Source organism: Micromonospora sp. I033, assembly GCF_053890995.1.
In genome coordinates, this window is the sequence record NZ_JBSSLX010000019.1 from 20346 (window position 1) to 42523 (window position 22178).

The 22178-nt window shown below is 72.7% G+C and carries 21 protein-coding genes and 1 tRNA gene; 11 read left to right on the forward strand and 11 right to left on the reverse strand.

The window, feature by feature from the left end; genetic code table 11:
- Positions 1-25 precede the first annotated feature (25 nt).
- On the forward strand, positions 26-877 hold the full coding sequence (locus ACW0Q9_RS05700; RefSeq protein ID WP_456178876.1) for an alpha/beta fold hydrolase: 852 nt from the start codon (positions 26-28) through the stop codon (positions 875-877).
- Between the two features lie 57 nt (positions 878-934).
- Here the strand turns inward: ACW0Q9_RS05700 and metG are convergent, their stop codons facing one another.
- Positions 935-2737: a methionine--tRNA ligase gene (metG, locus tag ACW0Q9_RS05705; protein ID WP_456178877.1), complete on the reverse strand. Its 1803-nt coding sequence runs from the start codon at positions 2735-2737 to the stop codon at positions 935-937.
- A 138-nt stretch (positions 2738-2875) separates the two neighbouring features.
- On the opposite strand from metG, the gene ACW0Q9_RS05710 reads away from it, so the two are divergent.
- The gene (locus tag ACW0Q9_RS05710; RefSeq protein ID WP_456178878.1) at positions 2876-3745 is read left to right on the forward strand and encodes a hypothetical protein; all 870 of its coding nucleotides are present in this window, start codon (positions 2876-2878) and stop codon (positions 3743-3745) included.
- A gap of 6 nt (positions 3746-3751) precedes the next feature.
- On the opposite strand, the gene rsmI is transcribed toward ACW0Q9_RS05710, so the two are convergent.
- A complete protein-coding gene (gene rsmI / locus ACW0Q9_RS05715; protein ID WP_456178896.1) occupies positions 3752-4591 on the reverse strand; it encodes a 16S rRNA (cytidine(1402)-2'-O)-methyltransferase in 840 nt (279 codons plus the stop codon).
- A gap of 92 nt (positions 4592-4683) precedes the next feature.
- Here rsmI and ACW0Q9_RS05720 point away from each other — a divergent pair, with 92 nt between their 5' ends.
- From ACW0Q9_RS05720 to ACW0Q9_RS05730, 3 genes are all read left to right on the forward strand, one after another.
- Complete coding sequence (locus tag ACW0Q9_RS05720) at positions 4684-6384, forward strand: dolichyl-phosphate-mannose--protein mannosyltransferase (protein WP_456178879.1); 1701 nt, start codon at positions 4684-4686, stop codon at positions 6382-6384.
- Between the two features lie 392 nt (positions 6385-6776).
- Complete coding sequence (locus tag ACW0Q9_RS05725) at positions 6777-8057, forward strand: VWA domain-containing protein (protein ID WP_456178880.1); 1281 nt, start codon at positions 6777-6779, stop codon at positions 8055-8057.
- A 2-nt stretch (positions 8058-8059) separates the two neighbouring features.
- Positions 8060-8833 carry a peptidase gene (locus tag ACW0Q9_RS05730; RefSeq protein WP_456178881.1) on the forward strand — a complete coding sequence of 258 codons (774 nt, stop codon included), beginning with the start codon at positions 8060-8062 and terminating at the stop codon, positions 8831-8833.
- A gap of 54 nt (positions 8834-8887) precedes the next feature.
- On the opposite strand, the gene ACW0Q9_RS05735 is transcribed toward ACW0Q9_RS05730, so the two are convergent.
- Positions 8888-9106, reverse strand: a complete 219-nt coding sequence (locus ACW0Q9_RS05735; protein ID WP_357197035.1) for a hypothetical protein — start codon at positions 9104-9106, stop codon at positions 8888-8890.
- Positions 9107-9268: 162 nt separating this feature from the next.
- On the opposite strand from ACW0Q9_RS05735, the gene ACW0Q9_RS05740 reads away from it, so the two are divergent.
- From ACW0Q9_RS05740 to ACW0Q9_RS05750, 3 genes are all read left to right on the forward strand, one after another.
- Positions 9269-9925: a 4'-phosphopantetheinyl transferase family protein gene (locus ACW0Q9_RS05740; protein WP_456178882.1), complete on the forward strand. Its 657-nt coding sequence runs from the start codon at positions 9269-9271 to the stop codon at positions 9923-9925.
- A gap of 75 nt (positions 9926-10000) precedes the next feature.
- Positions 10001-10963 carry a DUF4352 domain-containing protein gene (locus tag ACW0Q9_RS05745; RefSeq protein ID WP_456178883.1) on the forward strand — a complete coding sequence of 321 codons (963 nt, stop codon included), beginning with the start codon at positions 10001-10003 and terminating at the stop codon, positions 10961-10963.
- 134 nt (positions 10964-11097) lie between these two features.
- A complete protein-coding gene (locus ACW0Q9_RS05750; RefSeq protein ID WP_456178884.1) occupies positions 11098-12102 on the forward strand; it encodes a VOC family protein in 1005 nt (334 codons plus the stop codon).
- Positions 12103-12131: 29 nt separating this feature from the next.
- On the opposite strand, the gene ACW0Q9_RS05755 is transcribed toward ACW0Q9_RS05750, so the two are convergent.
- Entirely contained in the window at positions 12132-13238 is a 1107-nt protein-coding gene (locus ACW0Q9_RS05755) for a TDT family transporter (protein ID WP_456178885.1), read from the reverse strand.
- Between the two features lie 70 nt (positions 13239-13308).
- Between ACW0Q9_RS05755 and ACW0Q9_RS05760 the strand changes: the two genes are divergently transcribed.
- Complete coding sequence (locus ACW0Q9_RS05760; RefSeq protein WP_456178886.1) at positions 13309-14220, forward strand: LysR family transcriptional regulator; 912 nt, start codon at positions 13309-13311, stop codon at positions 14218-14220.
- Between the two features lie 21 nt (positions 14221-14241).
- On the opposite strand, the gene ACW0Q9_RS05765 is transcribed toward ACW0Q9_RS05760, so the two are convergent.
- Positions 14242-14760 (reverse strand): DoxX family protein, encoded by a 519-nt coding sequence (locus ACW0Q9_RS05765; protein ID WP_456178887.1) that lies wholly within the window; start codon positions 14758-14760, stop codon positions 14242-14244.
- 85 nt (positions 14761-14845) lie between these two features.
- Complete coding sequence (locus ACW0Q9_RS05770) at positions 14846-16024, reverse strand: low temperature requirement protein A (protein WP_456178888.1); 1179 nt, start codon at positions 16022-16024, stop codon at positions 14846-14848.
- A 340-nt stretch (positions 16025-16364) separates the two neighbouring features.
- Between ACW0Q9_RS05770 and ACW0Q9_RS05775 the strand changes: the two genes are divergently transcribed.
- Together ACW0Q9_RS05775 and ACW0Q9_RS05780 are read left to right on the forward strand one after the other, a co-directional pair.
- Complete coding sequence (locus ACW0Q9_RS05775; RefSeq protein ID WP_456178889.1) at positions 16365-16850, forward strand: hypothetical protein; 486 nt, start codon at positions 16365-16367, stop codon at positions 16848-16850.
- A 61-nt stretch (positions 16851-16911) separates the two neighbouring features.
- Positions 16912-17556: a DNA alkylation repair protein gene (locus tag ACW0Q9_RS05780; protein WP_456178897.1), complete on the forward strand. Its 645-nt coding sequence runs from the start codon at positions 16912-16914 to the stop codon at positions 17554-17556.
- A gap of 6 nt (positions 17557-17562) precedes the next feature.
- Here the strand turns inward: ACW0Q9_RS05780 and ACW0Q9_RS05785 are convergent, their stop codons facing one another.
- The 5 genes from ACW0Q9_RS05785 to sepX form a co-directional block, all read right to left on the reverse strand.
- Positions 17563-18330, reverse strand: a complete 768-nt coding sequence (locus ACW0Q9_RS05785; RefSeq protein ID WP_456178898.1) for a hypothetical protein — start codon at positions 18328-18330, stop codon at positions 17563-17565.
- Positions 18331-18620: 290 nt separating this feature from the next.
- On the reverse strand, positions 18621-20138 hold the full coding sequence (locus ACW0Q9_RS05790) for a non-reducing end alpha-L-arabinofuranosidase family hydrolase (RefSeq protein ID WP_456178899.1): 1518 nt from the start codon (positions 20136-20138) through the stop codon (positions 18621-18623).
- A 330-nt stretch (positions 20139-20468) separates the two neighbouring features.
- Positions 20469-20542 (reverse strand) — tRNA-Ala (locus ACW0Q9_RS05795).
- 166 nt (positions 20543-20708) lie between these two features.
- Positions 20709-21260, reverse strand: a complete 552-nt coding sequence (locus ACW0Q9_RS05800) for a dihydrofolate reductase family protein (RefSeq protein ID WP_456178890.1) — start codon at positions 21258-21260, stop codon at positions 20709-20711.
- A 93-nt stretch (positions 21261-21353) separates the two neighbouring features.
- On the reverse strand, positions 21354-22139 hold the full coding sequence (sepX, locus tag ACW0Q9_RS05805) for a divisome protein SepX/GlpR (RefSeq protein ID WP_456178891.1): 786 nt from the start codon (positions 22137-22139) through the stop codon (positions 21354-21356).
- Positions 22140-22178 lie beyond the last annotated feature (39 nt).

The following is a 22178-nucleotide window of genomic DNA, read 5'->3' on the forward strand; positions in this document are numbered from 1 at the left end:
CACGCACGCGAGGAGAGAGCCCGACATGCCTTTCGTCACCGTCGGTACGGAGAATTCCGCACCCATCGACCTCTACTACGAGGATCACGGCTCCGGCCAGCCGATCGTCCTGATCCACGGCTTCCCGTTCAACGGGGCGACCTGGGAGAAGATGGCCAATCCGTTGCTGGCGGCCGGCTACCGGGTGATCACGTACGACCGGCGCGGGTTCGGCAACTCCGCCCAACCGGCGTTCGGCTACGACTACAACACCTTCGCGGCGGACCTCGACGTGCTGATGACCGAGCTGGACCTGCGCAACGCGATCCTCATCGGGCACTCGATGGGCACCGGCGAGGTGACCCGCTACCTCGGCGCGTACGGGTCGGACCGGGTGGACCGGGCGGTGCTGATGGCCCCGTTGGCGCCGTTCCTGCTGAAGACCGCCGACAATCCGGAAGGTGTCGACAAGAGCCTGTTCGACGGGTTCCAGGCGGCGATCATCCAGGACCGGTTCGCCTACCTGACCCAGTTCTGCGACGCGTTCTTCAACTACAGCGAGAACAAGGGCAGGTGGGTGAGCGAGGAGGCGTACCGGGCGCACTGGCAGATCGGCGCGCAGGCGTCGGCGAAGGCGACCCACGACTCCGTCGACGCCTGGCTGACGGACTTCCGGGGCGACCTGCCGAACATCAACATCCCGGTGCTGATCATCCAGGGCGACAAGGACAACGTGCTGCCGTTCCCGGTGACCGGCCAGCGGTTGCAGAACATGCTGTCCGACTGCCGGATGATCACCCTGAAGGGGGCGCCGCACGGCACGCCGTGGACGCACCCCACCGAGGTCAACCAGGCGATCATGGAGTTCATCGGCGCGCCGCGGATGGCCCGCGCCTGACCCACCGACGACCGCGGCCCCGGGGACACCCCGGGGCCGCGTCGCGCGTCGGTCGGCTCAGCCGGCCAGCCGGGCCAGCTCCTCGTCGACGATCGACGGGTCGAGCTTGCGGAACACCGGCTTCGGCGCCGCGAGCGGCCGGCCCACCTCCAGGGGTACGGACTCCCAGCGCGCCCCGACCGTGTAGTCACCGGTCAGCACCGGGTACGCCGGCCCGCCGTCCAGGTCCTCGACCTCCTCGATCACCGGCATCGGCGCGTGCACCCCGGTGCCGCCGAGCAGCTCGTGGATCTGCTGCGCGGAGTGCGGCAGGAACGGGGTGAGCAGCGTGTTGGCGTCGCTGACCACCTGGAGGGCGACGTGCAGGATGGTCCCCATCCGGGGCTTGTCGTCCTCGCCCTTGAGCTTCCAGGGCGCCTGCTCGGACAGGTACTTGTTGGCCTCGGCGACGACCTTCATGGCCTCGCCGATGGCCTGCTTCTGCCGGTGCCGGGCGATCAGGTCCCCGACGGTGGCGAAGCCCGCCTTCGCGGTGTCCAGCAGGGCCCGGTCGGCCTCGGTGAGCCCCGCCGGGTCGACCGGCGGGACCGCCCCGAAGTTCTTCGCCGCCATCGAGATGGACCGGTTGACCAGGTTGCCCCAGCCGGCGACCAGCTCGTCGTTGTTGCGGCGGAGGAACTCGGCCCAGGTGAAGTCGGTGTCGTTGCTCTCCGGGCCGGCCACCGCGATGAAGTAGCGCAGCGCGTCGGCGTCGTACCGCTCCAGGAAGTCCCGGACGTAGATGACCACCTTGCGGGAGGAGGAGAACTTGCGCCCCTCCATGGTCAGGTATTCGCTGGAGACCACCTCGGTGGGCAGGTTGAGCCGGCCCAGCCGGCCCGGCTCGCCGTCCCGGGAGCCCTCGCCGGAGTAGCCGCCGAGCAGCGCGGGCCAGATCACCGAGTGGAAGACGATGTTGTCCTTGCCCATGAAGTAGTAGGCGCGGGCGTCCTTCCCCTCCCCGTCGGCGGACCACCACTTCCGCCAGGCCTCCGGGTCGCCGGTGCGGCGGGCCCACTCGATCGAGGCGGACAGGTAGCCGATGACGGCGTCGAACCAGACGTAGATCCGCTTGTCGGGCCGGTCGCGCCAGCCGTCGAGCGGGATCGGCACGCCCCACTCCAGGTCCCGGGTGATGGCCCGGGGCTGGAGGTCGTCGAGCAGGTTGCGGGAGAACCGGAGCACGTTGGGGCGCCAACCCTCCCGGCTGTCCAGCCACTGCCGCAGCGCGTCGGCCAGGGCCGGCAGGTCGAGGAAGAAGTGCTCGGTCTCGACGAACTCCGGCGTCTCGCCGTTGATCTTCGACTTGGGGTTGATCAGGTCGATCGGGTCGAGCTGGTTGCCGCAGTTGTCGCACTGGTCGCCGCGGGCGCTGTCGTAGCCGCAGATCGGGCAGGTGCCCTCGATGTAGCGGTCGGGCAGGGTGCGGCCGGTGGACGGGGAGATCGCCCCGGTGGTGACCTTGGGGACGATGTAGCCGTTGCGGTACAGCCCCTCGAACAGCTCCTGCACGACGGCGTAGTGGTTGCGGGTGGTCGTCCGGGTGAACAGGTCGTACGACAGGCCCAGCGCCCGCAGGTCCTCGGCGATCACCCGGTTGTACCGGTCGGCCAGCTCGCGCGGGGTGACCCCCTCGGCGTCGGCCTGCACCTGGATCGGGGTGCCGTGCTCGTCGGTGCCGGAGACCATGAGCACGTCGTGACCGGCCATCCGCATGTACCGGGCGAAGACGTCGGAGGGAACGCCGAATCCGGATACGTGGCCGATGTGGCGCGGGCCGTTGGCGTAGGGCCAGGCGACCGCGGCGAGAACGTGACTCATGAGCGTCAAGCCTAGTGATTGCCGTCGGCCACCCGCGAACCAATAGGGCGCGTCCCACCAGCCGACCCCGCCCGTACGCCCGATTTGTCGCCGACACGCGGCCTGAGCTGCCCGGCGACCCCGGCCCACCGGTGTGAAATGAACGGCGTGACCAGCAGACCAGCGGCGCCCGGGCCGGGCGGGCCCTCCTCCGCACCGGCGGCCGGGGAGGCCACCCGGCGGACCCCGGCGCGCCCGGCGTCCGTCGCTCCCCAGCCCCGGCTGGACCCGGCGGACCCGCCGGTGGAGGTGGAACCGACCACCGGGGCGCCGGTGGACGCCGTGCCGCGTCGGGTGCCGGTCCGGCAGCCACGCTGGCACCGGCGTTCCGCTCCGGCGGACGGCGGCACCGGCTGGGCGCCGATCGAGGAGGTGCACTGGGACGGGACCCCGCTGCGGGAGGAGCCGCACCGCCGGGCCGCCCGGTGGCCGGGCCGCCGGTCGGCGTCCCGGCCCGACCGGGCCCGACCGGCCCGTCCCCCGGACCCGGTCACCGGGCTGTCCGTGCTGCTGTCGTTGAGCCTGCTGGCCGCGTTCTTCGCCTGGGTGAGCGCCGGGCCGTTCTGGCTGGCCGTGGGCCACGCGACGAGCGGCACGGCGGTGATCACCGACTGCACCGGCGGTGGGCTGACCCAGCGCTGCCGGGGGATCTTCCTGGCCGACGGCGAGCGCTTCCGGGCCCACGGGGTCCGGGTCAGCGGGGTGCCGGCCGACCGCAGCGCCACCGGCTCGGTGCTGCCCGCCCGGATGACCGGGCCGGCCGGGGGCACCGCCTACGCGGACGCCGGCGCCGGCCGGCACCTGCGCTGGCTGCTGGGGCTGCTGGTGGTGGCCGGCTGCGCCGCCGGGATCGCCCGCTGGACCGGCGCGACCCGGTTGCCCGACCCGCGGCACCGCCGCTGGGCGGTGGGCGTGGCGCTGGCCGGCCCGCTGCTGATCACCGTCGGGTTCCTGGCCTCGGCCTGGTAGCCGCGGTCAGGCGTGCACGACCGTGTAGACCTCGCGGCGGCGCAGCCCGTACTCGGTGGCGACCTCGGTGATGGCGTCGCGCCGGGACAGCCCGGCCGCCTCCCGCGCGGCCACCGCGGCGCGCAGCGTGTCGTCGTCGGGCCGGACGGCCTCGGCCGGCGGCGCCCCGGCCACGACCAGGGTGATCTCGCCGCGCGGCTCACCCGCCGCGGCCCACTCGGCCAGCTCGCCGAGCGGCCGGCGGACCACCTCCTCGTACGTCTTGGTCAGCTCGCGGCAGAGTGCGGCGGGCCGGTCCGGGCCGAACGCCTCGGCCAGGTCGGCCAGTGCCCCGGTGATCCGGTGCGGCGCCTCGAAGAGCACCAGGGTGCGTTCCTCGGCGGCCAGGGCGCGCAGCCGGGACCGCCGGGCGCCGGGCGTGCGGGGCAGGAAGCCCTCGAAGCAGAACCGGTCGCAGGGCAGCCCGGACAGCGCCAGGGCGGTGGTCACCGCGCTCGGACCGGGGGCCGCGGTGACCGGCACACCGGCGTCGAGGGCGGCCCGGACCAGCCGGTAGCCGGGATCGGAGACGCTGGGCATGCCGCCGTCGGTGACCACTGCGACGGTGTAGCCGGCGGCGAGCACGTCGACCAGTTCCGGGGTCCGCCGCTCCTCGTTGCCCTCGAAGTAGGAGACGATCCGGCCGGGCACGGTGACCGCCAGGTCGCGGGCCAGCCGGGTGAGCCGGCGGGTGTCCTCGGCGGCGACCACGTCGGCGGTGGCGAGCACCTCGCGGAACCGGGCGGACGCGTCGGCCGGGTTGCCCAGCGGCGCGCCGAGCAGCACCAGGCGGCCAACCTCGGACATTTCACCCACGACGTGCGCTCCTTCATCGACGGCCGTACCAATCTCGGAGACGACGGGCGCCACCGGGCACCTTCGCAGCCTACGATCGCCGGGTGACGAGTGCGTCGACAGCACAGAGCGCGAACGCGGGCGGGTCCGCCGACGAGTTGACCAACGCCGACCGGGGCGCCGACGCCGCGCCGACCAGCGGCGGCGGGCGGATCCCGGCGATCGTCCGGCGACGACTCGACACCGTCGACGCCCGCCTGGACCGGGGACGCGCCTGGCTGGCCACCGGGGTCGTGGTGGCGATCGCGGCGATCCTGCGCTTCGTCGGGCTGAGCGGCCCCAACGGGAAGATCTTCGACGAGATCTACTACGCGCGTGACGCGTACGGGCTGATCGACCGCGGCGTCGAGTGGAACTACAAGGACAACGGCCCGTCGTACGTGGTGCACCCGCCGCTGGGCAAGTGGCTCATCGGCCTCGGCGAGTGGGCCTTCGGCTATCAGGACGCCGAGACCAAGATCTCGGTGCCGGGGCACCTGATGACCACCGCCCCCGAGTTCGGCTGGCGGTTCGCGGCGGCGGTCGCCGGCACCCTCTCGGTGCTGCTGCTGGTGCGGATCGGCCGGCGGATGTTCCGCTCCACCACGCTGGGCTGTGCGGCCGGGCTGCTGCTCGCCCTGGACGGCTTCCACTTCGTGCTCTCCCGCACCGCCCTGCTCGACATCTTCCTGCTGCTGTTCGTGCTGGCCGCGTTCGGCGCGCTGGTGCTCGACCGGGACGCCCGGCGGCGGCGCTGGTCCCGGGCGCTGGCGGCGGGGCTCGACCCGTCGCGGCCGGGACGGGCCGGCCGGCCGCCGTCGACCTGGCGCGACTGGCCGTGGTGGCGGCTGGCCGCCGGCGTGCTGCTCGGCTGCGCCTGCGCGGTGAAGTGGAGCGCGCTCTACTTCGTGCCGGCCTTCGCGCTGCTGGTGCTCCTCTGGGAGGTCGGGGTCCGGCGCTCGGCCGGGGTCCGCCGCCCGTGGCGGGACGCGCTGCTGGACGAGCTGCCCTGGCTGCTGGCGGCCGGCGCGCTGATGGTCCTCACCTACGTGCTCACCTGGTCCGGCTGGCTGCTCGGCGACGACGGCTACTACCGCCTGGCGAGCCGCTACCCGAACACCCCGGGGCTCAGCGACACCCCGGTCATCGGGCCGCTGATCAACCTGTGGGAATACCACAAGGCCGCGTACGGCTTCCACACCCAGCTCGACGACCCGCACAAATACCAGTCCTGGCCGTGGCAGTGGCTGCTGCTGGGCCGGCCGGTCGCCTTCTACTGGTCCGGCGACGGCAACTGCGGCGCGCCGAGCTGCGCCTCGGAGATCCTGCTGCTGGGCACCCCGCTGCTCTGGTGGTCGTTCCTGCCGGCGCTGGCGGCGACGGTCTGGCTCGGGCTGGCCCGGCGGGACTGGCGCGCCGGGGCGATCCTGCTCAGCGTGGCCGCCGGCCTGCTGCCCTGGTTCTGGTTCGCCCTGGACGGCCGCACGATGTTCTCCTTCTACGCCGCGCCGGCGGTGCCGTTCCTGGTGCTGGCGGTGGTCTACGTGCTGGGCGCGATCGTCTCGCCCGCCCCGGCCGCCGGCACGGCGACGCCGCCGAGCGTCGAGGACACCGCCGACCGCCGCCTGGTCGGCGGGATCATCGCGGGCGCGTACGTGCTGCTGGTCGCCCTCTGCTTCGGCTACTTCTACCCGATCTTCGTGGGCCGGCTGCTGGCCTACGCGGACTGGTCCGCCCGGATGTGGCTGGACGGTCGCTGGATCTGACCGGCGCGGCGGCCGGCGGGGGCGGAAAAACCGGTGGCGATCTCGGGCCGGCTCCTGCCTAGGCGGCCCGTGGCACGAAAAAGCGCGCCCCGATCGCCTGCCACGGGGGAAGCGGGCGATTGGGGCGCGCAAGACAGAGCTTAACCACAGTGCGGCAGTGGCACAACGGGTCAACCCGGGTCAGATTTCCGACGAATGCGCCACCCCACAAAAGGTTTACATCGGGCACCTTACGGTGGGTCACGCAGCGGAAACATCACGAATTCCTTACCATTCGCCGACCCGCCCGCCGGTCGCCGCACAACTCCTGATCATGCCGCTCACTGCATCGATCATCGTTGATCGACTGCCCCGGATGATCTTCCACAGTGGATCTCACTACACTCCGTCCGGTGATCAACAAGAGACGGTCGACGGCCGTCCTTCTCGGACTGCTGGCGGCCACCGCGCTGATCGGTCCGCCGCCCGCCGCGGCCGACGACGAGACCGCCGAACCACCCACCGAGCCACCCAAGGTCGAACTGGTCCTGGACGTCAGCGGCTCGATGCGCGCCCGGGACATCGACGGGCGCAGCCGGATCTCCGTCGCCCAGCAGGCGTTCAACGAGGTGGTCGACGCGCTGCCGGACGAGACCCAGCTCGGCATCCGGGTGCTCGGCGCCACCTACCGGGGCAAGGACAAGAAACAGGGCTGCCTGGACACCCAGCAGATCGTGCCGGTCGGTCCGGTGGACCGCGCGCAGGCCAAGGCCGCCGTCGCCACGCTGCGCCCGACCGGTTTCACCCCGGTGGGGCTGGCGCTCCGCTCGGCCGCGCAGGACCTGGGCACCGGCAGCACCGTCCGCCGGATCGTGCTGATCACCGACGGCGAGGACACCTGCGCCCCGCCGGACCCGTGCGAGGTCGCCCGCGAGCTGGCCGCACAGGGCACCAGGCTGGTCGTCGACACGCTCGGCCTGGCACCGGACGAGAAGGTCCGCCGGCAGCTGCTCTGCATCGCCGGGGCGACCGGCGGCACCTACACCGCGGCGCGGAGCGCCGACGAGCTGAGCGGGCGGATCACGCAGCTGGTGGACCGCGCCCGGGACACGTACACGGCCACCCCGACCGTGGTCGGCGGGTCGGCCGGGTGCGACGGCGCGCCGCTGCTCGCCCCCGGCGTCTACAGCGACCGGGAGGCGTTCGCCGAGCACCGCTGGTACCGGGTGCCGGTCCGCCCCGGGCAGGAGCTGCGCGCCTCGGTGAGCGTCGCGCTGGACCGGCCGGTGAACCCGGACTACGGCGTGCTGCTGCGGGCCACCGCGCCGGACGGGCGGGAACTCGTCCGGGGTGTCGACGCCGGCAGCGGGCGAACCGACGTGGTCTCGGCCGGGCTGCGCTGGTCGGCCGCCGAGGAGGCGGGCCCCGCCCCGACCCCCGGCGGCGCGCAGCCGGCGCGGACCGTCTGCCTGGTGGTCAGCAACTCGTTCGCACCGCGCCCCGGCACCCAGGTCGCCCCCGGCATGCCGGTGGAGCTGACCGTGGACGTGGTCGCCGCGTCCCCCGCCCCGGACGGGCCGGACCTCGGCCGCGGCTGGGCGCTGCTGCTCCTGCTCACCCTGGCCGGACTGGTCACCGGTCTGGTCGCCGGGCTGCTCACCCGCTGGTGGGTGGCCACCTGGAGGGAGAACTGAGGATGCGTACGCCGATCCGCTCCGCGGCGGCGCTGGCCGCCGTCGGGCTGACCCTCACCCCGGCGACCGCCGCCGCGGCGCCGACCCCGTCCCCCGGGGCGACCACCGTCACCAAGGCCGGCACCTCGTTCCTGACCGCCACGCCCGTCATCCCCGGCCAGCCGGTCCGGGTGGGCGCCTCGACCGGTGACCACCTCTACTGGTCGTTCCGGGCCGAGGCCGGCCAGGTCCACGAGGTCACCGCCACGGTCTCCTTCGCCAAGCCGCGCACCGGCGCGTCCACCTGGACCGTCGACGTCTTCGACGGGCTGCGCCGCCGCCAGGCGTGCACGGCCGGCGCGCAGACCCCGACCGCGGACGCGGCCGCGACCAGCGTCGCCCTCGGCTGCACGCTGCGCCGGGTCCGGCCCTGGGCGGAGCCGTGGTCCGGCGACCCGCTGCCCGGCACCTACTACCTCCGGCTCTCGGTGACCGACCTCCCCGAGCCCGACCTGGGCCTGCCGGTCGAGGTGGACCTGCTGGTCGGCGCGGACGCCGCCGGCGGCGGGTCCGGCGACGACGGGGAACTGGAGGCGCCGCTGGTGCCGAACACCACGGCCGGCACGGTGCTCACCGCCGAGCCGGCGCCCGAGCCGGTCGCCGAGGAGGAGAGCAGCCTCGCCGGCTGGCTCCCGGAAGCCGGCTCGCGCTGGGTGTGGACCGGCGTGGGTGGCGTGCTCGCCGCCGTGGCGGGCGTGGTGGGCTTCGCGCTCACCCGTCGGCCCCGCCGCCCCTGAGCCCGCGACCGGTGGCCGCCGCGAACCCGACGCGGCGGTCACCGGAAGCGCGGGTCAGAAGGTCCGCGGGCCGCGCGGCACCCAGCCGATGAACCGGTCCTGGAGCGAGGAGACCGGCGCGGCACGCAGGTCCTGCGTGGCGGCGGCCAGGCAGGAGCCGAGATAGACGCTCAACGAGGCACGGTCCACCTGGTACTCGTCCAACAGTTGTCGGCGTTTCGTGGCGCAGGGCCAGTCGTCGCCACAGGATCCGCAGGTCCAGTCGGGGGTCACGGGGGCATGCTCGCCCGGTCGTGGTTCCGACGCCTTCGCGCCAGGCGTCATCGGCCGATCCTCTCGTCAGTGGACGGGTTCTTGTGGACGGTGCCTCCCCGGAACGATCGAACAGCGTCCCGGAACGCTCCGGCGTTACACGGTTGCGGTAGGTTGCGCGCCATGCGGGACCTACTGCCGCCCGAGGTCGCCGTGGCGGTGGCCGGCGCCGCGGACTGGACCGGCGCGCTGCTCCCGGCCGAGCGGGCCTGCCTGGGCGAACGCGCGGTGGCCAGCCGCCGGCGGGACTTCACCGCCGGCCGGGTGTGCGCCCGCCGGGTGCTGGCCGGGCTCGGGCTGCCGGCCACACCGGTGCCCACGGGCCCCGACCGGGCCCCGGTGTGGCCGACCGGCGTGGTCGGCGCCATCACCCACACCCGGGACTACTGCGCGGTCGCCGCCGCCCGCGCCACCGAGGTCCGCGCCGTGGGCATCGACGCCGAGCGCCACCGGGAGCTGAGCACGGGCGTACGCCGGAAGGTCTGCCTGCCCGAGGAGGAGGCGGACCTGGCCCGGTTCCCCGGCGGCGTCGCCTGGGCGACCGTGCTGTTCAGCGTCAAGGAGACCGTCTACAAGGTCTGGCATCCGCTCGTCGGGACCTGGCTCGACTTCGCCGACGCCCGGGTCACGCTCGACCCCGACGCCGGCAGGTTCACGGCCCGGATCGCGCCGGCCCGGATCGCCGCCGCTCCGGTGACCGATCCCCCGTCGTCGATATCCGGTCGGTTCACGGTGGACGCCGATCTGGTGCGCACCGCCGCCGTTCTGGTACTGCGGTGAGGGCCTGACGGTCGCGTTGCCGCCGGCTTGTACCGTCGTCCCGACTGACGATCTCGAAGGTGCCCAAGGAGTACGGTGAGCCACCCTCAGCCTCCGTTCGGACCGCAGGACCCGAACCAGCAGCCTCCGGAACCGCCGACCCAGGCGTTTCCCACCGCGCCGATGCCGCCGGTGTCCGGCAGCCCGTACGCGCCACAGCCGCCGGTCTCGGGCGTACCGCAGCCGCCGACCTCGGGCGCCCCGTACCCGCCGCCGGGCGGGGCGCAGCCGCCGTACCCGCCGCCGGGCGGGGCGCAGCCGCCGTACCCGCCGGTTGCGGGGGCGGCGTTCCCCCCGCCGGCCGGGCAGTACCCGCCGCCGGCGTACCCGCAGCCCGGTCCGTACCCGCCCGCGCCCGGCCAGTTCGGGCCGCCGGCGAGGAAGTCCAACAAGAACGTCTGGATCACCGTCGGCATCGTCGTGGCGGTCATGCTGCTGCTCTGCTGCGGCGGCGGCATCTTCGCCATCTACAGCGGGGCGCAGAAGACCAAGGACGCGATCGACAGCCTGCCCACCCCGGGGGTCACCTACAGCAACCCGGTCGACGACACCGCGACCGGCGGCACCTCGGCGACGCCGGAGCCGGGCCGCACCGACGGCGAGACCTTCAACATGCCCTCCGGCGACACGCTGATCGTCAACGACGACGACGGCACCGTCGAGATCACGGTCAGCAACTTCCGGACCAAGGACAAGGCCTGCCGGGAGTTCATGCCGGATCCGAAGAACGGCATGTACCTGATCGCCGACGTGACCGCCGAGGTCACCAAGGGCACCGGCTCGATCAACCCGTTCTTCTTCAAGTGGGTGGGCTCCGACGGCGCCGAGGAGAGCGGCGTGGGTGGCGCCTTCTCCGGCTGCGGGAAGCTCATGGGCTCGGGCAACAACCTGCCCACCGGCAGCAAGCGCACCGGCCAGCTCATCTTCGACGTGAAGACCAAGAGCGGCACGCTGGAGTACCAGCACCACCTGCGCACCGCGGGCTCCTGGAAGCCGTAAGGGCTCACGCGCACCAGCAGGGGGGTCGGTCCCGAGTGGACCGGCCCCCTTCGCGTTGTCCGGGCGGTCGGCCCGCTCGGCCGTTCGGACATTTCCGTGTGCGCACACCGTCGGCGCGCCGATAGGAAGGACGGATGGCCCACGAGACGACCATCCCGCTGCTGCCGTGCCGGTCCCTGGACGACGTGACGCCCTTCTACCAGGCCCTCGGCTTCCAGGTCAGCTACCGGCAGACGCGACCCAACCCGTATCTCGCACTGCACCGCGAGGACCTTCACCTGCACTTTTTCGGGATGGCCGAGTTCGATCCGGCAACCTCGTACGGCTCCTGCCTGGTCGTGGTGGACGATCTGGTCGGGATCCACCGGGAGTTCGCCGCGGGCATGCGGGCGGCCTACGGCAGGGTGCTCGTCTCCGGGATGCCGCGGATGACCCGGCCCCGGGTCCGGAAGAACTACGACGGGCACACCGGCTTCAGCATCGTCGACCCCGGCGGCAACTGGATCCGGTTCGTGGCCCGCGCGGCGCCCTCGACCGCCGGCGACCACGCCACCGGGCGGCTGGCCCGGGCGCTGGAGAACGCCGTGGTGCAGGCCGACTCGCGTGGGGACCACCGGCAGGCCGCCCGGATCCTCGACTCGGCGCTGTCCCGGGCGGACGCCGCCGGCGACCCGGTCGTCCACGTCGAGGCGCTGGTCTACCGGGCCGAGCTGGCCGTGGTGCTGGACGAGCCGGCGGTCGCCCGGGAGTTGCTGGCGCGGGCGGGCTCGGTGCCGCTGGGCGAGGAAGGTCGGGAGGGGTCGGCGGCCACGCTGCGGCACGCGGCGGACCTGGCCGCGGCCGTCGACCAACCACACACCGGGCGGCACCTCGGGTTTCAGTCCTCGGGGGCCGGGGACGCCGCTGGCGCAGGGGCGCGACGGCGCCACGACGACAGGGGAGGCGGCATGAGCGTCGAACGGGCGAAGGACGACCTGGAGGATCTGGCCGGCCCGGCCCGGGCACGGTTGGGCGACATGAACCGGGACGAACGGTCCGAGGCGGACGAGGTGCGGCGCCAGGACGAGATCCGGGGCAAGCGGCCCGGTGAGCACGTCCAGCAGGACGCCCGGGACGCACGGGACGATTTCACCGCCTGAGGCGTCCCGGTCCCGGCCGGCGGCGGCCCTCACCTCGTCGGCGGCAGGAACAGGTGGCCGTGCCAGGCGCCCCGGGCGGTGCGGCCGGCCACCGTCGTCCAGGCGGCCACCAGCAGCCCGAACAGCAGCACGGCGAGCGCCGTCAGCATGGCCGAGCCGGCACGGGCGGCCAGACCGGTGACGCCGGTGACCAGCGTGCCGACCGGGAAGGTGAAGCTCCACCAGGTGAGCGAGAAGGGCAGCCCGGCGCGCGCGGTGCGCAGCGTGATGGCGGCCGCCAGGGCCAGCCAGACCAGGGCGAACCCCAGCACGGGTACGCCGTAGAGGACGGCGAACATCTGCGCGCCGGCCGCGTACGGTTCGGGCAGCACCCCGTCGGAGGCCCGGCCGAGCAAATGGGCCGCGGTGATCGACTGGCCCAGCGGCCCCAGCACGATCCACAGGGTGGGGACCATCCGGGCGGGGCCGACCCGGTGGACGACCAGCCGGTTCCAGAGCTGCGGCAGGATGACCAGGGTGGCGACCAGGCTGACGCCGAACATCGCGTAGCAGGCGATCACCAGGTCGAGCCGGGCCTGCCCGGCCGGCAGGTGCGGCACGAGCAGCGCGCCGTTCGCGGCCGAGACCATCGGCGGCACCACCGGCATCAGCCAGCCACCGAACGCGGCGTCCGGCCCGATCCGGTGCCGGGTCATCATCAGGTACGGGATCGCCACCGTTGTCAGCAGGCCCAGCCCGGTCCCGGCGCCCCACAGCAGGAGGTCGACCGCCACGGCGGCGCGCTCACCGATCAGGGCGGGGCCGAGCAGCAGCGCACCCCCGCCGACGGTCATGAGCGCCATCGGCGGCGCCCCCCAGAACTGCGCCATGACCGGGTCGGCGGCGTACCCGAGCGCGGTCTCCCGGTCGCGGCGCAGGTGCACCGCCCAGGCGGCGACCAGCGCCACCAGGAGTGCCGCCGCCGCGAGCCAGCCGGCAGTCGCGAGGAACCGCAGCCCCGGCAGGTGCACCGGCAGGCCGGCAGCGGCGGTGGCCACGATCCCGGTGCCCATCACCGAGGCGAACCAGTTCGGTCCGAGGTAGGTGACGGTGCCGGGGCGACGCGTCCGGGTGGGCGGGTGGTGCAGGCTGGTCATGCGTCAACCCTGGGGCGGCCGGCGCCGACCCGGTAGGCGGTGATCCCCGACCGAGCCATAACCTTTCCTTATGCCTCTGCCGCCGCAGGTGACCGACCTGAGCAGCCTCGACCTGCTGCTCTCCGTCGCCCGGCTCGGCAGCATCGGCCAGGCCGCGGCGGAACACCGCATCTCCCAACCGGCGGCCAGCGCCCGCCTGCGTCACCTGGAACGCCGGCTCGGCCTCACCCTGCTCCACCGCACTCCGCGCGGGTCCGCGCTCACCCCGACCGGCGCGCTGATCGCCGACTGGGCCCGCACCGTGGTGGAGGCGGCCGACTCCCTCGCCGCCGCCGTGCAGGCGCTCCGCGTCACGAAGGAGAGCCGGCTCGTCGTCGCGGCCAGCCAGACCGTCGCCGAATACCTTCTCCCGGCGTGGCTCGTGGCACTGCGCGTACGCCATCCGGACCTCGCCGTGACCCTCCAGGCGGTCAACTCGGCGGACGTGGCGGCCCGCCTCCTCGGCGAACGGGCCGACCTCGGCTTCGTCGAGGGCCCCGACCTACCCGCCGGCCTTCACGCGGAGACCGTCGCCACGGACCGGCTCACGGTGGTCGTCGCCCCTGCGCACCGGTGGGCGCGCCGGCGACGCGGCATCACCCCGACCGAACTCGCCACCGCGCCGCTTGTCGCTCGGGAGGCCGGCTCGGGCACCCGCCGGGCGTTGGAGAGCGCGCTGCGCGAGCAGGGCGTCGGCGAGTTCGCCGCGCCGATACTCGAACTCTCCTCGACGACGGCGATCAAGCACGCGGTCGCGGCGGGAAGCGGCCCCGCCGTGCTCAGTTCCCTCGCGGTCAGCACCGAACTGGCCGCCGGCGCGCTGGTCGCGGTGCCCGTCAACGGGCTCGGCCTGCACCGCCGGCTACGGGCGGTGTGGCCGGCGGGACGGCAGCTCACCGGGCCGGCCCGGGACCTGCACGCGATCGCCCGGCGGCACGGATGACGCCGGACCCGCGATGTCGTTTCAGCCACGCGCCTCGGTGACCGCACGGCTCCGAGCGGCCGGTGGGAGCGGGAGAGCCTCGGCGCCACGGGTGGCCCAGAGCGCGACTCCGATGTAGAGGATCTGCTCGGGGACGCGCTGCCACAGCGGGGACGCCGGCTCGCCCGCCAACGGAACCGCCGCCGTGGCGGCGTAGATGTTCGCCGGCAGCAGCACGACGAAGAGCAGCGCCAGGCAGTAGCCGGCCGCGCGGCGGGTGGCCGGCAGGACCAGGCCCACGGCACCGAGGAGCTCCAGCACGCCGGTGAGGTACACCATGGCGGACGGGAACGGCACCGCGGGCGGCACCATCCGGGCCAGGTCGTCGTGGGTCGGCATCACCGTGACGCCGGCCGGGACGAAGTGCGCGCTCGCGGTCATGACCAGCATGAGCGCGAGAGCGTGGGCCGCGGCGGCCGGCCGGCGGGCGAACCGGCGTACGCCGAGGGCGCCGAGCCCGCGCAGTCCGACGAGCGCGATGAGGAGGACGAGGAGGGGCATGGCCACACACCTATCTAGTCGCCGTCAAGTTCACGTCGAACGTAGCCTCGGACCCCTATCTTGTCAATGACAAGTTGGGTCGGGCCTAGGGCGGCGGCGAGGGCGCCTCGCCGGGGTGCCGGTGCTCGCGTATCCCGTCCCACAGCGCCACCCCGCCCAGGATCACGGTGGCGGCCGCGGCGGCGAGCAACGGCGCGCGGTGCAGAAGCGCCGGCGTCACGGCGGCGAGCGCGACCAGTCCGATCACCCGGGACGGGGAGACCCGGGCGAACACCTCGTACTCCAGGCGGGTCCGCCCGGCGAGGAACAGCGCCGGCCCGCCGAGGATGACCGCGAGCCAGAGCGGGTCCTGGTGCCCGCGCGGCTCCCGGATGACCAGCGCGTAGCCGACGCCGGCGGCCAGAATGCCCGTCACGATGGCCAACTGGGTGTAGTACCCGGACTTTCCGAGCCGCTCCGGACGGGGCGCGATCTCGACGGCGGCGGCGAACACCGCCCCTGCCCGGTGGAAGTAGATCCGCCACATCAGCACCGCGGTGGTGAAGGACAGCACGGCCGGCGCCACCCGGTCGGGGGTGAACTCGTCCGCGAACGTCGCTCCGGTGAGCAGGATCGTCTCGCCGATGGTGATGACGATGAGCTGCTGGTAGCGCTCCGCGAGGTGCTCGCCCGCCCGTCGCCAGTCCTCCGGCCCGGTCCGACCGAGCCCTGGCACGGGCCAGCCGAACACGAGCGCCGCGTAGTCCAGGGCGATCGCCAGCGTCCAGAGCGCCCCGCGCGCCGGGCTCTGCGGGACCAGCGCCGCTCCGGCGATCCACGGCACCGCGGACATGGCGGCCCAGCACAGGTGTCGCGCGGCGTTGCGCCGCTCGCGGTACCCCGGCGAGATCAGGAGGATGACGGGCTTGCCGGTCTGGATGGCGACGTACGTGATCGCGAAGAGCAGCCCGCGTGCGCCGAACGCGTGCGGCAACGTGACCGCGATGATCATGCTGCCGAACATCGTCCAGACGATCAACAGCTGGGTCACCGGTTGTCGGGGCTCGACCCTGCTGGTGACCCAGGCCGCGTGGACCCAGACCATCCAGAGCGCCAGCAGCAGGAGCACCGTCTGGCCGACCTCGGGCAGGACCACCCGGCGGTCCGTGGTGAAGTCCTCGATCAGGCGCTGCGAGAACCGGGTCAGCACGAAGACGTAGACCAGGTCGAGGAGGAGTTCCCCCTCCCGGCCCTGCAACAGTCCGCGCCAGCCGCCGATCGTCATCTATCGCCCGCGTTCCTGTCCGCTTCGCACCGGTTTAGGCAGTCGTACCACGGCGCTCGTGCCACGGACGCGGATAGGCGAAACCCCCGGCGGTCAGCCGAAGAGGTCGTCGCAGACGCGCCAGGCAGGGCCCGCCCCGAGGTGGAGGCTCACCGACGTCGTCCGGCCCGATCCGTCGGTCAGTCGCACCGTCACGGAGGCGCTGCTGCCGGCCGGGTTGGCGAAGACGGCCCGGCCCAGCGCGTGCGAGATTGGCCGGCCCAGGCGCTCCGATCTCGACCTGCCGGGGTACGAACCGGCGGTCGGTCGGGATGGTCGCCGGCGCGCCTATGGTGGGCGGATGATCCTCGCCGATTTCGCCGGCTCCTGGTCCGGCACCAACGGGTTCCGGTTGATGCCCGCCGACCCGCTCGCGGAGTCGCCGGCCGCGATCACCGTCACGCCGGCTGCCGGCGGTCACCTGACCTCGGTCGCCTACTCCTGGACGCATCCGGACGACGGACCGCAGGACGGCCTGCTCGTCGTCGGAGCCGGCCACCAGGAGGGCACGCTGGTCGCCGTGTGGGGCGACTCGTGGCACCAGCAGCCGACGCCGATGTCGTTGACCGGCGGCCCGGCACCGGACGGGACGTTCGAGCTGACGGGCGAGTACGGCGGCGGCTGGGCGTGGCGGATCGTGTTCGACACCGCCGATGCCGGGCACCTGCGCATGCGGATGGACAACGTGATCCCCGCCGACCAGGCCACGGCCGAGACGCCCGCCGGCCCCTACCCGGCCATGGTCACCGAGGTGGCACGGTCGGGCGGCGGCCGGCATTCCTCGTAGGCTGCATCTCGCACGCGGTGGACAGGAGGCTGAGGTGGCCGGGACGACGGTGGCCGAGGTGATGGCCGAGCTGGCCGCGCTCGAGGACCCGCGGACGCGCGAGGTGAACGAGCGACACGGTGACGACCACGGGGTGAACCTCGGCAAGCTGCGCGCGCTCGCGAAGCGGCTGAAGACGCAGCAGGAACTCGCGTGCCAACTCTGGGAGACCGGTGACACCGCGGCGAGACTGCTGGCGATCCTGATCTGCCGCCCGAAGGCGTTCGAGCGCGACGAGTTGGACCGCATGCTGCGTGCGGCGCGCACCCCCAAGGTGCACGACTGGCTCGTCAACTACGTGGTGAAGAAGAACCCGCACGCCGAAGAGCTGCGGCTGGCCTGGTTCGCCGATCCGGATCCGGTGGTGGCGAGCGCCGGCTGGGCGCTGACCACCGAACGCGTGGCGAAGAAGCCCGAGGGCCTCGACCTCGCGGGCCTGCTCGACGTCATCGAGACGGAGATGAAGGACGCCCCGGACCGCCTGCAGTGGGCGATGAACCACTGCCTGGCTCAGATCGGGATCGAGCACCCCGAGCACCGTGCCCGCGCGATCGGCATCGGCGAGCGCCTGGAGGTGCTCAAGGACTACCCGACCTCCCCGGGCTGCACCTCTCCGTTCGCGCCGATCTGGATCACCGAGATGGTGGGCCGACAGCACGGTAGGTAGGTCAACTCACTTGCGGTAGTAGAAGTCGGCGGCCTCACCAGCATGGGCCGGCGCGGAGATCGTCAAGGGCTTCGCGTGATCCCTCATGGTGGTGGTCATCGTCAGTTTCGGGCCGTCGCTGGGGCTCAGCTCCACCCTGATCGAGGTGACCCAGCCCTGGTCGTCGGTGGTGATTGTGAACGGCGACAGGGGCGTGCCGATCGAGACGATGCTCGGTGCGCCCACGGGGAGGAACGACGTGGCGTCCTTGCCGTCGGGGTCGAAACGGCCGGTGTAGGTGTGCCCGGCGCGGTCCACCGAGACGATCGACGAGGTGAACGCCTTCAGGCCGGTCGGGTCGACCCAGTCGAAGCGCAGGAAGGGATCGTCGCGCTTCACCCGCTTCAGATCGACGTGCACCCAGCCCTTCTCGTCGGACGGTCGGACGTAACTGTCGGTGCCGATCACGATCCGGCTCCCCGCCGACGGGTACTTTCCGCCGGTGACCGAGATCGTGGCCTGGAAGCGGCGCTTCCTCGGATCGAAGGCGCCCGTGCCGGTGACCTTCTGTCCTTCGGGCAGGCTGCCGCGCACCGCGTACCGGTGGGCGACCCCCTGCGACCGCTGCAACGCCGCGTTCAAGTCGGCGCGGACGTCGGGCGTCGGAGACGGCACGGCGGTCACGGCCTGGACCGGTTTCTCGGCACGCGTGGGCTCCGTCGTCCGGGTGCATCCGGCAGCCAGGAGCAGACCGCCGGCCAGGCCCAGCGCGAGCAGGGCGGTGCTCTGTTTCATGGTGGTTCCCCCGTGAGCCGCCGACTGGTAGCGGGACGGAAGCACGATAGCGGACCCGGTCGGCGCCGGGCGCCCCTCGCGGCAGACGGCCGAGGCACGGCTGCAAGCTCGTGGGGGGCATACGAGGTCGAGCACGAGTGGGTGCGCATTGAACTGGTTGGGGCGTCACCCGAGGAATGCCTCTTCAGCGGGGTCGTCGATCCGTCCCGGGCGGCTCCGAGCGCGAACCGGGCGGGCTCGGCCGTGGGCCGAGCCCGCCACTCCAGTTCCACCCGTTCCGCGTCACGCCGTCAGCGCTGCAGTGTCAGCACCCCCGGCCGGTAGGGCAGGAGGCCGTAGTCGCCGCCGGAGTTGGGGGAACGCCCCTGGTAGAGCAACTGCAGATTGCAGGGGTCGACGGTCATGGTCTGATCGGCGTTGCTGCGGATCAGCTCCCCGTGACTGATGTCGTTGGTCCAGGTGGCGCCGCTGTTGGCCTTGCCGGCGAAGGGATTGCTCTCGCTCGCGGCCTGGGGCGTCCAGGAACCGCCCAGACTGGTGGCCGTGAACGAGCGGAAGTAGCGACCCTGCGAGCCGATCGCCTCGACGAGCATGAGGTACCGGTTCTGGCCCTGGAGCTTGTAGACCTGAACCGCTTCGAACAGGTTGTTCGTCGTGTCGCTCATGATCACCGTCGAGGTCGAGCCGAAGCTGCCCGGGAAGTTTCCGATCGGCATGCTGGCCCGGTAGATCCTTCCGTTGTCCCCGGCGAAGAACAGATACATGTTCGTGCTGTCACCGATGAGCGCCTGGTCGATGGGCCCGGTGGAGGAGTTGGAGATGCTGCCGGAGAAGAGCGTCTGGGGCGCCGACCAGCTGTTCACGTTGGTGGGGTCGGTCGACGTCCGGTAGGAGAAGGCGGGTCCACCCCACTGGTAGGCGAGCACCCAGAGGTTCCGCGGGGCGAAGTAGAAGAGCGAGGGCGCGACAGCGGCGAAGGGCATCGCGTTCTGGCTGGCGGAGGCCATGTCGGACCAGTTCGTGAAGACGCCGAAGTTCATCGAGCCCCACGTGGTTCCCGTGTCGTGCGTCGTCGCGTAGACGAGATGCCTGCCGTTGTAGGGGGCGTGGGTGAAGTCCTTGAGCGAGACCCATCCCGACCTCGGGGTCGCCAGCGGCCCCGTCGATGTCCAGCGGTAGGTCGAGGGAAGAGCGCACGTGCCGGGCGGCGGCGTGGTGGGGCTGCCCCCGCCGTCGACGCGGACGAGTTGCCACTGCTGGTTGCTGCCGTTCCAGTCGTCGTACTGCACGATGTTCCCGCCGTCCGCGGTCGAGGCGCCCTGCACCTCCACCACCTTGTTGCTGTTCCGGTTGACCAACCTGACGTAGCCACCATCGGAGTCGGCCAACCGGAACTGCTGGTTGGCCCCGTTGCCGTCGGTCCACTGCACGATGCTGGCACCGTTGGCGGTCGACCAGTTGTAGACGTCCAGAACCTTGCCGGAGAGCCGCGACCGCAGCCGGTAGTAGCCACCGCCCGAGTCCACGAACTGCCACTGCTGCTGGTTGCCGTTGTTCCGCGCCCACTGCACGATGCGGGCACCGTCATTCGTGGCCAGGTTGTACACGTCCAGGGCCTTGCCACTGTTTCGGTTGATCAACACGTACCACGCGCTCGTGTCGACCGTCGCCGCGGCGGCGGGCGTCGACACCACTGCGACGGCGGCGGCACCGACCACCGCCGTCACGCCAGCTGAGATGACCTTCAGCAACCACCGGCGCCGCCGCGACCGCGGCACGACCGGTGGAGACCCACCAAAGGCAGACATGATCTTCCTCCAATGCCCAAGGGACCGAACGATCCGCCCGATGACGGGCGCACCGCGACGCATGGCTGCGCGCACGCGTCGAGATATGAGCGTTAACAAAGCGTCCGCATGCCCTTTGGCGCACGCCTGATCCAAGGTCCACGCACGCAGGCTCGCCCGGTGAGCCACAGGTGCCGCCGCCCCTTAGCCATCGACTGTGAGCGATAACATTCGGCGCGTCAAGTCCCGGTGCGCCGGGCCGGACGGCCGGCGAGGCGCCGCAGCGGCCCGCAAGGAGTACAAGATCGAAAAAGGCCGTCTCCGACTAGCGGAAACGGCCTTTGAACGGGGTGGAGCTGAGGGGATTTGAACCCCTGACCCCCTCGATGCGAACGAGGTGCGCTACCGGTCTGCGCCACAGCCCCTCCGCTGGCGTACCAGCGTCGGTCCCACCCGGCTTTCACCGGGCGGGCCGGCGACAAGGCTAACAGGTTCCGCACCTCCGGCGCGAACCACCCCGCCGCCCGAGCAGATCTTGGAGGGAAAAGGCCCCCAGGGGGGCCCAAACCCTCCAAGATCGCCGAGCGGACCTCAGGCGGGGGCGTACGTCAGGTCCAGGACGCCGCTCTTGAAGGTCGAGCTGTTCAGCAGGCGCAGGGGGTACGTCGCCGTGTCCTCGAAGAGCCGCTGACCGCGCCCCACGGCGATCGGGTGGACCAGCAGCCGCAGCTCGTCCAGCAGCCCGTTGGCAAGCAGCCACCGGACCGTGGTGGCGCCACCCGACATGGCGATCTCCCCGTCGGTCTGCGCCTTGATCTCCCGCAGCCGCGCCGCGACCTGGTCGGAGTCTCCCGAGATCAGGTGCGAGTTCTGCCAGGTCGTCTCGGTGAGGGTGGTGGAGAGCACGTACTTCGGCACCGAGTTGATGAACGACGCGAACTCGATGTCGTCGCCGGTCTGGTTCGGCCAGTACTCCGACCACTCCTGGTACTGCGTGCGCCCCATCAGGAACGCCGTGGTCGCCGCCACCCCGCGGCCGACGGCGGCGCCCATCTCGTCGTCGAAGTAGGGGAAGTGCCACTGGTCGGGCCGCTCCACGACACCGTCCAGCGAGATGAAGAAGTTCGACACGATCTTGGCCATCACAAGCTCCCCTGTCCGCGGCCGGCTCCGCACCGGCCTTCACCAACCCGTCGGACGACCTCCGCCGAATTCGACACCACCGGCCAGAAAATTTCAGGCGCCGCGCCCGCTCTGATACGGCCGCCCCCGCAGGCCGCCCGCCCGCCGGTAGGAGACCGAGCCGCCGCTCGCCGCGGGCGGCAGGTCCGCGGGCCGGTCCAGCCCCATCGCGGTACGCCGGACCGCCTCCCGCTGGGCCGCCAGCCGGCGCTGCGCCTCCCGCCGGGCGGCGGCACGCCTCGCCTGCTCGCGGCGCACCTCGGCCTGGCGGGCGGCCAGCCACGCCGCCTCCCGGGCCTCCGCGCGCCGCCGCCGGCGCTCGGCCAGGGCCCGCTGCCGCAGGTGTACGACGTACGACACGAGCAGGGCGCCGGTGACCGAGACGCTGATCCAGAACCCGGGGCTGACCAGCACCACGCCGATCAGTTCGACGAAGTTGAGCAGTAGCAGCGCGGCGAGCACGCGGCGCCGGCGGTAGATCGCCGGGGTGTGCCGCCGCCGCTGCGGCGGGTGCCGTCGGCGGGACTTGGCCGGGGCGGGCGGCACCGACCGGAGCCGGCCCGAGCGGCGCCGGACGGGTGGTGCCGACACCGGCCGGGCGAGACTACCCGTGTCGGCGTCTTCACTGAGAGTGACTACAAGGGAGCGCGGCGGGTGCACCGGGCGCCGTCCGGGCACGGTGCGCCGCCGACGGCGGCGCTGGAGCACCCGGGCCGTCGACTGCGCCCGCTCCGCCACCAGCCGCTCGGTGGCGTCGTACCGGCGGACCAGCGCCGGCGCGAGGGCGAGCAGACCGGCGGCGGCGAGGACGGCGAGGAGCACCGAGGTCGGCACCCTCACCCCTCCCGTCACCAAAGTTCGGGGCGAGCGCCACAAGAC